General features: G+C 66.8%; 15 protein-coding genes. 10 read left to right on the top strand and 5 right to left on the bottom strand.

The window, feature by feature from the left end; translation table 11 throughout:
* The first annotated feature begins 101 nt into the window (after window positions 1–101).
* From DFO50_RS04185 to DFO50_RS04175, 3 genes are all read left to right on the top strand, one after another.
* Complete coding sequence (locus tag DFO50_RS04185) at window positions 102–1,784, top strand: ShlB/FhaC/HecB family hemolysin secretion/activation protein (RefSeq protein WP_112692109.1); 1,683 nt, start codon at window positions 102–104, stop codon at window positions 1,782–1,784.
* Window positions 1,785–1,942: 158 nt separating this feature from the next.
* Complete coding sequence (gene ssuC, locus DFO50_RS04180; protein WP_107889468.1) at window positions 1,943–2,737, top strand: aliphatic sulfonate ABC transporter permease SsuC; 795 nt, start codon at window positions 1,943–1,945, stop codon at window positions 2,735–2,737.
* A 10-nt stretch (window positions 2,738–2,747) separates the two neighbouring features.
* On the top strand, window positions 2,748–3,482 hold the full coding sequence (locus tag DFO50_RS04175; protein ID WP_112692108.1) for an ATP-binding cassette domain-containing protein: 735 nt from the start codon (window positions 2,748–2,750) through the stop codon (window positions 3,480–3,482).
* Between the two features lie 43 nt (window positions 3,483–3,525).
* Here the strand turns inward: DFO50_RS04175 and DFO50_RS04170 are convergent, their stop codons facing one another.
* From DFO50_RS04170 to ssuD, 4 genes are all read right to left on the bottom strand, one after another.
* Entirely contained in the window at window positions 3,526–4,461 is a 936-nt protein-coding gene (locus DFO50_RS04170) for a CysB family HTH-type transcriptional regulator (protein WP_028497817.1), read from the bottom strand.
* A gap of 197 nt (window positions 4,462–4,658) precedes the next feature.
* Window positions 4,659–5,627: a sulfonate ABC transporter substrate-binding protein gene (locus DFO50_RS04165; RefSeq protein ID WP_028497818.1), complete on the bottom strand. Its 969-nt coding sequence runs from the start codon at window positions 5,625–5,627 to the stop codon at window positions 4,659–4,661.
* A gap of 59 nt (window positions 5,628–5,686) precedes the next feature.
* Window positions 5,687–6,538, bottom strand: a complete 852-nt coding sequence (locus DFO50_RS04160) for an amidohydrolase family protein (RefSeq protein WP_112692107.1) — start codon at window positions 6,536–6,538, stop codon at window positions 5,687–5,689.
* On the bottom strand, window positions 6,535–7,671 hold the full coding sequence (gene ssuD / locus DFO50_RS04155) for an FMNH2-dependent alkanesulfonate monooxygenase (protein ID WP_028497820.1): 1,137 nt from the start codon (window positions 7,669–7,671) through the stop codon (window positions 6,535–6,537). Before ssuD ends, DFO50_RS04160 begins: the two co-directional genes overlap by 4 nt.
* 227 nt (window positions 7,672–7,898) lie before the next feature.
* Between ssuD and DFO50_RS04150 the strand changes: the two genes are divergently transcribed.
* A complete protein-coding gene (locus DFO50_RS04150; protein WP_112692106.1) occupies window positions 7,899–8,693 on the top strand; it encodes an SDR family NAD(P)-dependent oxidoreductase in 795 nt (264 codons plus the stop codon).
* A 6-nt stretch (window positions 8,694–8,699) separates the two neighbouring features.
* Here the strand turns inward: DFO50_RS04150 and DFO50_RS04145 are convergent, their stop codons facing one another.
* Window positions 8,700–9,593: a LysR family transcriptional regulator gene (locus tag DFO50_RS04145; RefSeq protein WP_233495184.1), complete on the bottom strand. Its 894-nt coding sequence runs from the start codon at window positions 9,591–9,593 to the stop codon at window positions 8,700–8,702.
* A gap of 125 nt (window positions 9,594–9,718) precedes the next feature.
* Between DFO50_RS04145 and DFO50_RS04140 the strand changes: the two genes are divergently transcribed.
* The 6 genes from DFO50_RS04140 (at window position 9,719) to DFO50_RS04115 (ending at window position 15,044) form a co-directional block, all read left to right on the top strand.
* Complete coding sequence (locus DFO50_RS04140) at window positions 9,719–10,354, top strand: NADPH-dependent F420 reductase (RefSeq protein ID WP_112692105.1); 636 nt, start codon at window positions 9,719–9,721, stop codon at window positions 10,352–10,354.
* 28 nt (window positions 10,355–10,382) lie between these two features.
* The gene (locus DFO50_RS04135; protein WP_112692104.1) at window positions 10,383–11,186 is read left to right on the top strand and encodes a dioxygenase; all 804 of its coding nucleotides are present in this window, start codon (window positions 10,383–10,385) and stop codon (window positions 11,184–11,186) included.
* Between the two features lie 11 nt (window positions 11,187–11,197).
* The gene (locus DFO50_RS04130) at window positions 11,198–11,899 is read left to right on the top strand and encodes an alpha/beta hydrolase (protein ID WP_028497824.1); all 702 of its coding nucleotides are present in this window, start codon (window positions 11,198–11,200) and stop codon (window positions 11,897–11,899) included.
* 23 nt (window positions 11,900–11,922) lie between these two features.
* Window positions 11,923–12,330, top strand: coding sequence for a DoxX family protein (locus DFO50_RS04125; protein ID WP_028497825.1), 408 nt, complete (start codon window positions 11,923–11,925; stop codon window positions 12,328–12,330).
* 123 nt (window positions 12,331–12,453) lie between these two features.
* On the top strand, window positions 12,454–13,698 hold the full coding sequence (locus DFO50_RS04120) for a DEAD/DEAH box helicase (RefSeq protein ID WP_028497826.1): 1,245 nt from the start codon (window positions 12,454–12,456) through the stop codon (window positions 13,696–13,698).
* Window positions 13,699–13,787: 89 nt separating this feature from the next.
* Window positions 13,788–15,044 (top strand): MFS transporter, encoded by a 1,257-nt coding sequence (locus DFO50_RS04115; RefSeq protein WP_112692103.1) that lies wholly within the window; start codon window positions 13,788–13,790, stop codon window positions 15,042–15,044.
* Window positions 15,045–15,070: the final 26 nt, after the last annotated feature.

Below are 15,070 nucleotides of genomic sequence, written 5' to 3'. Positions count from 1 at the left end.
AAATCAGTTTTTTCCGTATGAAATTAAAGATTCGTCGCGATGTCAGTGCCAGCCTGGCCGCGTAGCGTACGGGCTCCTGCGACCTCCTTGCCCGCGATGACATGTCGTTCCTTCTCCGCCGCCTCGTGACCACCAGCCTGGCCCTGGGGCTGGCGCAACTGCCGCCCGTCAGCCTTGCCGACACCCCGGATCAGGAACTGATTCGTCAGCAGGAACGGGAAAAGGCGCAGCGTGAACGGCTGGAGGCCCTCCCCGCGCTGCGCCTGCCGCCCCCGGAAACGGGAGGAGGGGCCGACTGGCCGGCGGACGAAACCCCGTGCTTTCCCATTCACACCGTCCGCCTCGACGGCGAACAGGCCGAACGCTTCCGGCGGGCACTGGCGGCCATCGGCGATCCTGCTGGTCGCTGCCTCGGCGCGCTGGGCATCGCTGCCGCCGCCCGCCGGGTACAGCAGGCGATCGCGAGCGACGGCTATGTCACCACCCGGGTGCTGGTCGGTGCCCAGCATCTGGATACGGGAATCCTGACACTGACCGTGCTGCCCGGCCGCCTGCGCGCCATCCGCGACGAGACCGCTTCCCGCCTGCGCCCGGCGCATCGCAATGCGATTCCGGTCCGCCCCGGAGACCTGCTGAACCTGCGCGATATCGAGCAGGGGCTGGAAAACCTCAAGCGCGTACCGTCGACCGAAGCCGCGCTGCGCATCGAGCCGGCCGAGCAACCCGGCATCAGCGACCTGGTACTCAGCGGCAACGAGGCCTTTCCGTACCGGCTGACCCTGTCCGCCGACGATGGCGGCTCGCGCTCGACCGGCCGCTACCAGGGCACGGTGACGCTGTCGATCGACAATCTGCTGACCCTCAGCGACCTGTTCTATTTCAGCACCGGCCGCAGCCTCGGCGGCGACGGCGGGCCGCGCCACGGTACGCGCAACAGTGCGGTCCATTATTCCCTGCCTTTCGGTTACTGGTTGCTCGGTGCCAATGCCAGCGACTACGACTATTTCCAGACCGTGGCCAGCCCGGTTCCCGGCCGGGTGTACCGTGGCAACAGCCGCAACGCCCAGCTCAGCCTGTCCCGGGTGCTGTTGCGCAGCGCCGAACGCAAGACCACCCTGGCATTGCGCGGCTGGCGACGGCAGTCGAGCAACCACGTCGACGACAACGCGATGGCATCGCAACGCCGCCGCACCGCGGGCTGGGAACTGTCACTGGGCCAGCGGGTGCATCTGGCCGGCAGCCTGCTGGAAGGCACACTGACCTGGCGGCGCGGCACGGGCGCGTTCAATGCCTTGCCGGCACCGGGGCAGAGGCTGGGCGAGGAGGATGCGCGCGGCGGTTTCCTGCGCGCCGACCTTGGCCTGACCCTGCCGTTTTCGTGGCCGGGGCAACGCTGGCGCTATGCCGGCACGCTGCGCGGGCAGTGGAGCGATGTCGCGCTGACGCCGCAGGACCGTTTTGCCATTGGCGGACGCTACAGCGTGCGCGGCTTCGATGGCGAACTGTCGCTGACCGGCGAGCGGGGCTGGCTGATCCGCAACGAGCTTGGCCTGAGCCCCGGCGGCGGCAGCCAGGAGCTCTATCTCGGTCTCGACCATGGCCGCGTCGGCGGCCCGTCCGCCCGGCGGCTGCTGGGCCGGGAACTGAGCGGTGCGGTCATCGGCTGGCGCGGTGGCAGCAGCCGGCTGAACTGGGACCTGTTCGCCGGCTGGCCGCTGCGCAAGCCGACCGGGTTCCGGACCGCCAGAACCACGGGCGGTTTCAGCATCAACAGCAGTTTCTGAGCCGGAGGACAAGGTCTGTCTGGCGCATTCGGCTTATCTCGATTTCTGCATTGATAGCCATTTTTTCGCATTTCCGCCCCGCCGGGCCCCCGGTTATCGTGGCTGCGCATCCCGAAGCGTGAGTCGGGTCCGTTCATCAAGAAAAGCGAAGGGCTTCCATGTCTGTTTCCCTGACCAGGCCCGCCCGGGCGCTGGGGCGTCATGCATTGCCGTGGCTGGTACCGGCGCTGCTGGTCGCGATCTGGCAACTGGCGTCCGGGCTGGGCTGGATCAATCACCGGGTACTGCCGGCGCCGCTGGACGTACTCAAGGCCGGCATCGAGCTGACGCTCAGCGGCGATATCTGGGCACACCTGAAAATCAGCTTCTGGCGGGTCAGCGTCGGTTTTGCCATTGGCGGCAGCCTCGGGCTGGTGCTGGGGCTGGTATCCGGCCTGTCGCGGCTGGGCGAGGGGCTGTTCGATACCTCGCTGCAGATGCTGCGCAATATTCCGCCGCTGGCGCTGATTCCGCTGGTCATCCTGTGGTTCGGTATCGATGAATCGGCCAAGGTGTTTCTGGTGACTTTCGGTGTGCTGTTCCCGATCTATCTGAATACCTTCCACGGTATCCGCACCATCGATCCGGCGCTGCTGGAAATGGCGCGCAGCTATGGGCTGAAGGGCTTTGCGCTGTTCCGCCATGTGCTGCTGCCGGGGGCCTTGCCGTCCATTCTGGTCGGCGTGCGCTACGCGCTGGGCATTGCCTGGATCATCCTGATCGTGGCGGAAACCATCTCGGCAAGCAGCGGCATCGGCTATCTGGCGATGAATGCCCGCGAATTCCTGCAGACCGATGTCGTGGTGCTGGCGATCCTGCTGTATGCCCTGCTGGGCAAGGCAGTGGACATGCTGGCGCGTGCGATCGAACGCTACAGCCTGCGCTGGCATCCGTCCTACCAGACCGCGCAGTAAGGAATCTGAAATGAGTGTACGAGAAAACCTGAATGGCGCCGCGCTGGACATGCGCGCGGTCGGCAAGCGCTTTGGTCCGCGCACGGTGCTGGACGGGCTGAACCTGCATGTGCCGGTCGGCCAGTTCATTGCGGTCGTCGGTCGTTCCGGCTGCGGCAAGAGCACGCTGCTGCGGCTGGTGGCCGGGCTGGACAAGCTCGATGGCGGTGAACTGAATCGCCATGATGCCGGCCAGGTGCGGGTGATGTTCCAGGATGCGCGGCTGCTGCCGTGGAAGACCGTACTCGACAATGTCGGTCTCGGGCTGGACGGTGACGACAGGCAGGACCGCGCGCGCCAGGCACTCGACGAGGTGGGGCTGGCCGATCGCGGCCATGAGTGGCCGGTACGGCTGTCCGGCGGTCAGCGTCAGCGCGTGGCACTGGCGCGGGCGCTGGTGCACCGGCCGCGCCTGCTGTTGCTGGATGAACCGCTGGGCGCGCTCGATGCCCTGACCCGCATCGACATGCAGCAACTGATCGAGCGCCTGTGGCGGCAATATCGCTGCACGACCCTGCTGGTCACCCATGATGTCGGCGAGGCGGTCGCCCTGGCCGATCGTGTGGTGCTGATCGAAAACGGTCGGGTCGGACTGGATCTGCCGGTCGATCTGCCGCGCCCGCGCGACCGTGCGGACCCGCGCTTCGTGGCGCTGGAAAGCCGGGTGCTGGCCCGGGTGCTGGGGCAGGATACCGGGGCATCGTGATGCCGGTTCCGCGTGTGGCCGGGGCTGCCCCGGCCACACGGGACTATTCCGGTGCTCGCGACAGCTGCAGCGCCTGGCGCACGGTCTGCTCGTCGAGGCTGGACGAGCACAGCTCGATAAAGCGATAGGCGTAGCTGCGCAGATAATGGCCGCGGCGGATGGCCAGCCGGGTGGTCTGGCTGCCGAACAGCGGGGGGCCCTTCAGCTCGGTGATGCCGTGGTCGCGGGACGGGTCCACAGCCATCGACGCGACAATGCCCAGCCCCAGCCCCAGTTCGACATAGGTCTTGATGACATCGGCGTCCAGCGCCGTCATGACGATGTCCGGCGTCAGGCCGGCCTCGGCAAAGCCACGGTCGATCTGGGCCCGGCCGGTGAAGCCATGGTGATAGGTGACGATCGGGTACTCGCTGATCGCTTCCTTGCTCAGGGTCTGCGCCTGCTGCAGCGGGTGGTCGACCGGGGCGATCACCGAGTGATGCCAGCTGTAGAACGGGAACGACGCCAGTTCCGGCACGTCGGCGATGGCCTCGGTGGCGATGCCGATATCGGCCTGACCATCCAGCAGCAGACGGACCAGCTCGTCAGGACTGGCCTGATGCAGCACCAGATGGACCCTGGGAAAAGCCGCCTTGAACGCGGTAATGACCCGCGGCAGCGCGTAGCGCGCCTGGGTGTGGGTGGTGGCGACGGTCAGCTGGCCCTGGTCACGCTGGCTGAACTGCTCGGCCAGACGCTTGATATTGCCGGCGTCGAGCAGCATGCGCTCGACAATGACCAGCAGCTCCTTGCCCGGGTCGGTCAGACCGAGAAAGCGCTTGCCCTTGCGGACAAACAGCTCCACGTTCAACTCGTCTTCCAGATCCTTGATGTGCTTGCTGACGCCGGACTGCGACGTGAACAGGGCATTGGCGACCTCGGTCAGATTGAAATGCTGCCGGACCGTCTCCCTGATGATGCGTAATTGCTGGAAATTCATGCCAAACCTGCCATATCGGTTGGAGGCCACGCACCGGTCTGGCCGGCCCGGCCTGATTGCTAATAACCGGATGCATGATATTGGCGTGTTTTATATTTCAAAAATAACTATTGATTTGCTGCTTAGCACCGCGGATGCGGTAGAAACGGCAACGGCCCGGTTTCTGACCGGGCCGTCGGGACAGGGCGGGCTCGCGCCTATTTCGGTGCCTGCCAGACGATGTCCCTGACCACCAGTTTCTTCGGGATCAGCTTCAACTGGTAGAAGGTGTCGGCAATGCGCTGCTGGCCGGCGATGATCTTGCCGTCCAGCGGCTTGACGCCATACGACGCGCGGTTGGCCGCCAGCTGCACGATCGACTTGTCGAGGCCGATCTGTGCCGACAGCACATCGGCGACCTCGTCGAGGTGGGTCTTGCTCCAGGCATCGAGTCTGGCCAGTTCCTCGATCACGGCCTTGATCACGGCCGGGTTCTTCTTCGCATAGCTGCCGGACGACAGATAGAACTGGTTGTTGTCGACCACGCCGCCGCGGCCGTCGGCGATCCGTCTGGCGCCGGTCTGCTTCTCGGCAGCGGCATAGAACGGGTCCCAGATCGCCCAGGCATCGACACTGCCGCGCTCGAACGCGGCACGGGCATCGGCCGGCGGCAGATAGACCGGGGTGATGTCGCTGTATTTCAGGCCGGCTTTCTCCAGTGCCCTGACCAGCAGGTAATGCACGTTCGAGCCCTTGTTCAGCGCCACCTTCTTGCCCTTCAGTTCCTTCACGCTGTGAATGGCCGAATCCCTCGGCACGACAATGCCCTCACCGGCCGGGGCCGGCGGTTCGGTGGCGATATACAGCAGGTCGGCGCCGGCCGCCTGGGCGAAGATCGGCGGGGTTTCGCCGGTGGTACCGAAGTCGACGCTGCCGACATTCAGCCCTTCCAGCAGTTGCGGACCAGCCGGGAACTCGGCCCACTTGACCTCGATGCCCAGCGGCGCCAGGCGCTTTTCCAGTGTGCCACGGGCTTTCAGCAGCACCAGCGTGCCGTATTTCTGGTAACCGATGCGCAGCGGATCGGGTTTGTCGGCGGCGGAGGCCAGGCCCGGCAGGGCGATGGACAGGCCGATGGCGGCCAGCAGTCCGATCAGGGTGCGGCGGCGGGGAGTAAACGGTGTCATCAGGAGCCTTTGTCTGAATCAGGGCCGCGACAGGCGGCCGGGGAGAGGGGAAGAAAGCGTCAGTGCCGCAGCCCGAGCAGGCGTTCGGCATTGCCGTGCAGCACCTTGTCCAGCACCGATTCCCTGAAGCCGAGCGCGATGAAATCGTCGATCGACTGCGAGATCGGGCGGAACGGATACGATGACCCGAACAGGAACTGGTCGGCCATGAAGCCGTTGGCCGCGTCGACATAGCGCTGGCTGCCGGGCACGAACAGGTACATGTCCGGGATGACGTGGATGTTCTCGTGGCGGAAGGCGAGGCCGACGACCTGATCCACGTTCGGCCAGAAGCCGTGGTAGCAGACGATGGGCAGCTGCGGAAAATCGCGCGCGACCCGTGCCACCGGCGCCGGGTCGTTGAACGCCGGGTCGGGGGTGGTCGGCCCGGTCATCAGGCACACCGGCACGCCGAGTCGGGCGCAGGTCTCGTAGACCGGGTAGAACACCCGGTCGTCGGCCCGTCGTGCCGGCTCGCCAAAGCCGGGCTCGATATCGATGGCGGCCAGCCCCAGCTGTCCGATGGCCCGTTCGGCCTCGTCGACGGCAGCCAGTCCGTCGCTGGCCGGGTCGACGCCGGCGATGCCGATCAGCACCTCGTGCTGGTGGACGATGTCGTGGATCAGGTCGTTGGACAGCCGCTGCGACGGAATCTGCCGGCCGACCACCACCGCGCGGGACAGGCCGGCCTGGCGCACCACGTCGAGAAAGCCGTCGCGGGTCAGCGAGGCGGTGAAATGGCTGTCGTCATGCGAACCGACACGGCGGTTCAGCCAGCGTGCCGTCTCGAAGGCGGCCGTGCCCGGCGTGGCGCCGAAGAAATCATGCAGAAAGGCCGGCCGGCAACGCATGTCGATCACGGGCGTCGTCATGCGGCCACTTTCGCGCGGACGGTGCTGGCGTCGAACGGCCCGCCGGTGATGACCTGGGCGCCGGACACGGTGTGTTCCTTGCCCGGCAGCAGCGGAAACACCAGCTCGGCGAAGCGGAAGGCTTCTTCCAGATGCGGATAGCCGGACAGCACGAAGGTGTCGACGCCGAGGTCGGCATATTCCTTCAGCCGGGCGGCAACGGTCTGCGGATCACCGACCAGCGCGGTGCCGGCGCCGCCGCGCACCAGACCGACGCCGGCCCACAGGTTCGGGCTGACTTCGAGCCGGTCGCGCCGGCCGCCGTGCAGTGCGGCCATGCGCCGCTGCCCTTCCGAATCCATGCTGGCGTAGCGCTGCTGGACTTTGGCAATTGTCTCGTCGTCGAGGTGGCTGATCAGCCGTTCGGCGGCGGCCCAGGCCTCGTCACTGGTCTCGCGGACGATGACGTGCAGACGTACACCAAAGCGGACGCTGCGGCCATGACGGGCCGCGCGTTCGCGGACGTCGGCGATTTTCTCCGCCACGGCCGCCGGCGGTTCGCCCCAGCTCAGGTAGGCATCGACCTGTTCCGCCGCCAGCTCGTGCGCCGCTGGCGACGAGCCGCCGAAGTACACGCCGGGATACGGCTTCTGCACCGGCGGGAAGTAGTTCTTCCCGTCGCGAATCTGGTGGTACTTGCCGTCGAAATTGACCGTCTCGCCGGCCAGCAGCTGGCGCCAGATGGTCAGAAACTCGCCGGCTTCCGCATAACGGGCATCGTGGTCGAGGAAGATGCCGTCCGCCGCCAGTTCGGCCGCATCGCCGCCGGCGACGACATTGATCAGCAGGCGGCCGTGCAGCGCCTGGTCCAGCGTGGCGGCCATCCGCGCTGCGGCGGCCGGACGGGTCAGCGCAGTCCGCACCGCGACCAGCAGCTTCAGCTTCCGCGTCACCGGTGCAATCGACGCGGCGGTCACCCACGGGTCGACGCAACCGCTGCCGGTCGGAATCAGGATGCCGTCGTAGCCGAGGGTATCGGCCGCCACCGCCACCTGACGCAGATACTCGTTGGTCACGCTGCGGCCGGAGGCCGATTCCCCGAGATAGCGCGTATCGCCGGAAGTGGGCAGGAACCAGAAAATGTCGAGACTCATCGTTCATTCCTTGTGGCCGGTTCCGGAACGGAAGCGGCGGATAACAACAAAAGGGATGAACGATTGTAGAAAGTGCCCCGGAGCCGGAGAACTGATTAAAACTGCACAGTTAATCTGCCAGATGCATAACCGGCACGAGGTTCCCGTGCCGGGATTGATTCCGGCTTCCGTCATGGCTAGGGTGAAGGCCGGCAGCGGCCATTCCCGTGTCAGACAAGGAGTCAGAAATGCATATCGAACTTTCCGGCAGGACCGCCATCGTCACCGGCTCTACCGCCGGCATCGGCCTGGCGACCGCGCGCGGGCTGGCAGCAGCCGGCGCCACGGTCGTGGTCAACGGCCGGACCCGCGAGGCAGTCGACCGCGCACTGCAGGAGATCATGGCGGCGGTGCCGGCGGCAAAGGTGTACGGGGTGGCGGCCGACCTCAGCCAGGCCGAGGGCTGCGAGACGCTGCTGGCGGCGCAGCCGGCGTGCGACATTCTGGTCAACAATGTCGGCATCTTCGGCCCGCAGGATTTTTTCGATATTCCCGACAGCGAATGGACCCGCTTCTTCGATGTCAACGTGATGTCCGGGGTGCGACTGTCACGCGCCTATCTGCCAGGCATGGCCCGGCAGCAGTGGGGGCGGGTGGTGTTCCTGTCCTCGGAATCGGCGCTGAACATCCCGGCCGACATGATCCATTACGGCATGACCAAGACCGCGCTGCTGTCGGTGTCGCGCGGGCTGGCCAAGCGCATGAGCGGCACCGGCGTCACCGTCAATGCGGTGCTGCCCGGTCCGACCCTGTCCGAAGGCGTCGCTGCAATGCTGAAGGCAGATGCCGAGGCGGCCGGCCAGACCATTGCCCAGGCCGGTACGGCCTTCGTCAAGGCCCACCGCCCATCGTCGATCCTGCAGCGGCTGGCTACGGTCGACGAAGTCGCCAATCTGATCGTCTATGCGTGCTCGCCACAGGCCTCGGCCACGACCGGCGCGGCGCTGCGGGTCGATGGCGGTGTGGTCGACACCATCGCCTGATCGCGCTCAGTCGGCGGCCGGGCTGCTCCACGGTGCATCGCGGAACGCATCGACCAGAAAATCGACCAGCCGGCGCACCTTCGGCGGCAGATGCTTGCGGCTCGGATAGACGGCATGGACGCCGAGCGTGGCCGCGCGGTAGTCGGGCATCAGCTCGACCAGGTCGCCGCGGCGCAGGTCGTCGTCGACCAGAAAGCTCGGCTGCAGCATGATGCCGCCGCCGCGCAGCGCGATGGCGCGGCAGGTATCGCCATTGTTCGAGTCGACGCAGGAGTGCGGGTGGATCGAGACCCGGCCGTCCGGTCCGTCGAAGTGCCATTCGTCGCGGTCGGCCCAGTTGGTGTAGGCGAGCACGCGATGATCGGCCAGCTGCTGCGGGTGCGTCGGCGTGCCGTGCGCAGCCAGATAGGCCGGTGACGCGCACAACTGCATGCGGGTGGTCGCCAGCTGGCGGCTGATCAGGGTCGAATTCGGCAGCGAACTGATGCGCACCGCCAGGTCGTAGCCCTCGTCGACCATGTCGACCAGCCGGTCGTTCAGCGTCACGTCCAGCGACACCCGCGGGTAGCGTTCCAGGAAGGCTGCCCAGCATGGCGCCAGGTGCAGGATGCCGAACGTGACCGGCACATTGATGCGGATGGTTCCACCGGGCTCGGCGGCACGCGAGCTGACCTCCGATTCCGCCTCGTCCAGCGCCGCCAGCAGCTCGCGGGCGCGCAGGTAGAACAGTCGCCCTTCCTCGGTCAGCGACAGCCGCCGGGTAGTGCGCTGCAACAGGCGCACGCCCAGGCGCTTCTCCAGCGCGTCGACATGGCGCGACACCGCAGCTTTCGACATGCGCAGCGGCTCGACCGCACCGACAAAACTGCCGGCATCGACCACGGCAGTAAATACGGTCATTTCCAGAGCGCGATCCATATTGTTCCATTTTTCGGGATGGTAAGTCTTTATTCTACGTGTTTATCAGCAAGGTCCGGGTCAATAAACTGGGGGCTCCTGATCAAGCAACGCATAGAGGCAACAGCATGAACATCACCGTTATCGGTACCGGCAACATGGGTTCGGCCTTCGTCAAGCAACTCACCCGGGTCGGCCATGTCGTCCGCGTCACCGGCCGCGATCTGGCCAGGGCGCAGGCACTGGCCGCCACCTATCCGGGCGCCACCGCCGCGCCGGCTGCAGAAGCGCTTGGCGACAGCGAGGTGATCGTGCTGGCGACCGGCTTTGACGATGCGGTACCGGCGCTGCGCGCGCTCGGTCAGCTGGACGGCAAGGTGGTCATCGACATCACCAATCCGCTGACCGCCGACTACATGGGCCTGACCCTTGGCCATGACACCTCGGCGGCCGAGGAAATCGCCCGCGCCGTGCCCGGCATCGAACTGGTCAAGGCGTTCAACACCCTGTTCGCGCCGATGCTGGCCGATGGTCCGCAATTTGCCGACGGACAGATCGCGCCGGTGTTCTTTGCCAGCGACAGCGAGCGTGCCAGACAGACGGTAAAGGCGCTGATCGACAGCCTCGGCTTCAGGGCCGTCGATGCCGGTCCGCTGAAAAACGCCCGCTACCTGGAGCCGCTGGCCGGCCTGAACATCTACTTCGGTTATGGCGCCGGCCTCGGCACCGCCATCGCCCCGACCTGGATCGCCAAGGCCGCCTGATTCGGCCCCCGACACTGGAGACACCGCCATGCCGCTCCCCGTTCTGTTCGTTTCCCACGGTGCACCGACCTTTGCACTCGAACCCGGCCGGGCCGGGGCGCTGCTGGCGGACATCGGTCGCCGGTTGCCGCCGGTCAGCGCCGTGCTGGTGCTGTCGCCGCACTGGATGAGCGCCGGCGGCGTGCGGGTCGGCCATGCGGCCGAGCCGGAAACCCTTCACGACTTTGGCGGCTTTCCTCATGCGCTGTATGCGCTGCGCTATCCGGCCCCCGGGCACCCGGCGCTGGCAGCGCGGACGCTGACACTGCTGCGCCAGGCGGGCATTCCCGCCGAAGCCGACCCGGTACGCGGCCTCGATCACGGTGCCTGGGTGCCGCTGATGCATCTGCTGCCGCAGGCCACCGTGCCGGTGTTCCAGGTGTCGCTGCCGCATCCGCTCGATCCGGCCGGCGCACTGCGGCTGGGGCAAGTGCTGGCGCCGCTGCGGGACGAGGGCGTGTTGATCGTCGCCTCCGGCGGCATGACCCACAACCTGTTCGAGTTTCGTCGTCACGGTGACGATGCCGGCTATGTCGGGGACTTCACCCGCTGGGTCCGCACCGCGGTGCTGGCCGGGGATGTACCGGGCCTGCTCGACTATCGCCGGCTGGCACCGCAGGCCGCGCGCGCCCATCCGAGCGAAGAACATTTTCTGCCACTGCTGGTGGCGCTGGGGGCCGGCGGCAGCAACGCCCCGGTCACGGTGATCGACGGCGGCATTACCGATGGCGTGCTGTCGATGGAATCGTACCTGATCGGCCATGGTGCCGAACCCGCCATTCCCCAGCTGTAAAGGAGATCCACATGAATATCCGCCCTGACAGCGGCTTCGGTCCGCTGCAACAAGACCCCGGATCGGGGCTGCATTACCGGCTGCGCGAGCAGGGCAGGCCGGGTCCGGTGTCGGCGCGGCTGTTGCTGCTGCACGGCGTCGGCGGCAATGAAACCAATCTGGCCATGCTGGCCGCCGCCATCGATCCGCGCGTGCAGGTCGTGCTGGTGCGGGCGCCGCTGGCGCTCGGTCCGGAGCAGTTCGCCTGGTTCCAGGTCCGCTTCGGCGCTGGTGGCCCGGTCATCGATCCAGTGCAGGCCGAGCGCAGCCGCCAGCAATTGCTGACGCTGGTGCGCGGGCTGCAAACGCAGGACGGCGGGACGCCGGCCCGTACCGTGGTTGCCGGTTTCAGCCAGGGCGGCATTCTCAGCGCCAGCGTCGGTCTGAGCGCGCCGCTCGACGTCGCCGGCTTTGCCGTGCTCAGCGGACGCATCCTGCCCGAGCTCGAACCGTACCTTGCGCCGCGCACCGAACTGGCCGGCAGCAACGGCTTTATTGCCCATGGGCGCTTCGACGACAAATTGCCGGTCGCCTGGGCCGAACGGGCCGACCAGTGGCTCGACGCGCTCGGCGTGCCGCATCGCACGCAGCTGTACCCGATTGGCCACGAACTGAGCCTGACCGTGGTCGACGACTTCAAACACTGGCTCGCCGAGCCGCTTTCCCTGATCTGACCCCTTACCCCGGAGATACCGTCATGACCGATTCCCGCACTACCCCGTATGCCGCCCTGCTGCTTCGCCTGGCACTGGGCATCATGTTTCTCGCCCACGGCCTGACCAAGCTGCTGGTGTTCACCCCGGCCGGCACCGCCGGTTTCTTCGCCTCGGTCGGCTTCCCCGGCTGGCTGGCCTATCCGGTGATCGCCTTCGAGATCGGCGCCGGCGTGCTGCTGGTCCTCGGCGTATTCACACGCTGGGTCGCCCTGCTGGCCGTGGTGCAACTGTTTGCCGCCTCGACCGTCCACTTCGGCAACGGCTGGAGCTTTGCCAACCCGAACGGTGGCTGGGAATACCCGATCTTCCTGACCGTGGCCGCCGCAGCGCTGGCACTGATCGGTGATGGTGCGCATGCGCTGAAGCCGTCGAAAGCCCGGTCGGCCTGAGCCACCGCCGGTCACCGGTCTTGGACTTGGTGACGCGAGCCCTTAAACTGGCGCCTTTCCGGGGTTCTGCCCCCGGGATGGCGCCAGTTTTCGTGCGCTTTCCCGTCATTTCAAGGCTTCTTCATGTCATTTTCTGCCCTGGGACTGTGTCCCGCCCTGCTGAGCGCCGTCGACGAACAGGGTTATGTCACCCCGACTGCGATCCAGGTCGAGGCCATCCCGGCCATCCTGCGCGGCAATGACGTGCTGGCCTCGGCGCCGACCGGTTCCGGCAAGACGGCGGCGTTCGCGCTGCCGCTGCTGCAATACTGGCTGGAAGGGCGCCGCGACCAGCGTCCGCGTCCGGTCAGCGCCCTGATTCTGGTGCCGACGCGCGAACTGGCGACGCAGGTCGGCGACACGCTGCAGGCGCTGGCGCAGACTCTGCCGGCGGCGGTAAAAGTCGCCGCACTGTTCGGCGGCGTGTCGATCAATCCGCAGATGCAGGCACTGCGCGGCGGCGCCGATTTCGTGGTGGCCACGCCAGGGCGGCTGCTGGACCTGATCGACCACAATGCCATCGATATCGGCGGGACGACAACGCTGGTGCTGGACGAGGCCGACCGCCTGCTCGACATGGGATTTGCCGATGAAATCGGCCGCCTTCTCGACTTGCTGCCGGTCCGGCGGCAGAACCTGTTCTTCTCGGCGACCTTCCCGCATGCGGTCCGGACGCTGGCCGGGCAGTTGCTGTACGACCCGCTGCGCATTGACGTGCCGGCCACGGCCACCGACGAGCCGGCCATCCGCCAGCGGGCGATCGAGGTCGATGCCGGCCGTCGTACCCTGCTGCTGCGTCATCTGCTGCGCGAAAACGGCTGGGAGCGGGTGCTGGTGTTCGTCGCCAGCAAGCTGGCCGCCGACCGGGTCGCCACCAAGCTGTACCGGGCCGGCATCGACGCCGCGCCGTTCCACGGCGAATGCAGCCAGGGCATGCGCAGCCAGGTGCTGGCCGACTTCAAGGCCTCTCGCCTGCAGGTGCTGGTCGCCACCGATGTGGCGGCACGCGGCATCGACATTTCACAACTGCCGGTGGTGCTGAATTACGACCTGCCGCGCTCGCCGGTCGACTACACCCACCGTATCGGCCGCACCGGCCGCGCCGGCGAAACCGGTCTGGCCATCAGCTTTGTCAGCGCGGACACCGACGCGCATTTCCGCCTGATCGAGAAACGCCAGCACTGCCGCGTGCCGCGCGAACGCATTCCCGGTTTCGAGCCGGTAGAGACCGCGACCGCGCCGGCCGATGCGCCGTCCAATGGCGGCATCAAGGGCAAGCGGCCGAGCAAGAAGGACAAGCTGCGCCAGCTGGCGGCGCGCGGGGAGTAAGCAGGGGGGGGGCTGCCATCTGTAAAACAGATGAAATACTACTATTTCATATATTGGACGAATGAAAATCGCCGGTCGATACTCGCGGCATGAGTACCGACACCGCCGTCCTCCTTCCTCCCGCCTGTTCCGATCCGGCGTTGACACCGGCCGCCGCGCCGGCGAGCTGGGCCGAAGCGGGCACCAGCGCCTATCGGCGCATCAGTCTGGCGCTGTTTCTGGCCGGCTTTGCCACCTTCTCGCTGCTGTACTGCGTGCAGCCGTTGCTGCCGCTGTTCGCGGCCGATTTTCATATTGGTGCCGCCACCAGTGCGATGGCGCTGTCGCTGTCCACCGGCTGTCTGGCATTTGCCATTCTGGTGGCCGGGGCCCTGTCCGAAAATCTTGGCCGGCGCTCGCTGATGTTCGCATCGATGGCGCTGGCCGCCGGGCTGAACCTGGCGGCATCGATGACGCCGGACTGGCACGGACTGCTGGTCGCCCGCGCGCTGGAAGGACTGGTGCTGGGCGGGGTGCCGGCGGTGGCGATGGCCTATCTGGCCGAGGAAATCCACCCGGCCGGCCTCGGACGGGCCATGGGGCTGTATGTCGGCGGTACGGCTTTTGGCGGCATGATCGGTCGTGTCGGCATGAGCATGCTGACCGACCTGTATTCATGGCGCACCGCGCTGGCCGTGGTCAGCGTGGTGGACCTGCTGGCCGCGATTGGCTTCCTGCTGCTGTTGCCGCCGTCACGGCACTTCGTGCGTCGCCGCCAGTTCCGGCTGGCCGGGCATTTCCGCACCTGGGGCCAGCAGCTCCGCCATCGCGGGCTGCCGTGGCTGTTCGCCATCGGCTTTCTGGTGATGGGGATGTTCGTCACCGTCTACAACTATGCCGGCTTCCGGCTGATGCAGGCGCCGTTCAACCTGAGCCAGACCGCGATCGGGCTGATTTTCAGCGCCTATCTGTTCGGTATCGTCGCCTCGTCCACCGCCGGCATCCATGCCGACCGCCATGGCCGGGCGCCGGTACTGCTGACCGGCATTGCGCTGGCGGCGCTCGGTGTGCTGCTGACGCTGTCGGCATCGGTGGTGCTGGTCATTGGCGGCGTGGTGCTGCTGACCATCGGCTTCTTCGTCGCCCACTCGGTGGCCAGCAGCTGGGTCGGCCGGCTTGGCGGGCAGTCCAAGGGGCATGCGGCATCACTGTATCTGCTGGCCTATTATCTTGGCTCCAGCGTGCTCGGCGCCTCGGGCGGCTGGTTCTGGGAGCATGCCGGCTGGCCGGCGGTGGCGGCCTTCGCCCTGCTGCTGCTGGCGCTGGCACTGGTGGCGGCGCTGGTCCTGCAGCGTCGCGGCGAATAAGTACCGGCACTTTTTTCATCAGGGAT

The sequence above is a fragment of the Microvirgula sp. AG722 genome (genome assembly GCF_003269145.1).
Taxonomy (GTDB): domain Bacteria; phylum Pseudomonadota; class Gammaproteobacteria; order Burkholderiales; family Aquaspirillaceae; genus Microvirgula; species Microvirgula aerodenitrificans.
The sequence above is the reverse complement of the archived record's forward strand: the minus strand, read 5'-3'. Positions and strand labels throughout refer to the sequence as shown.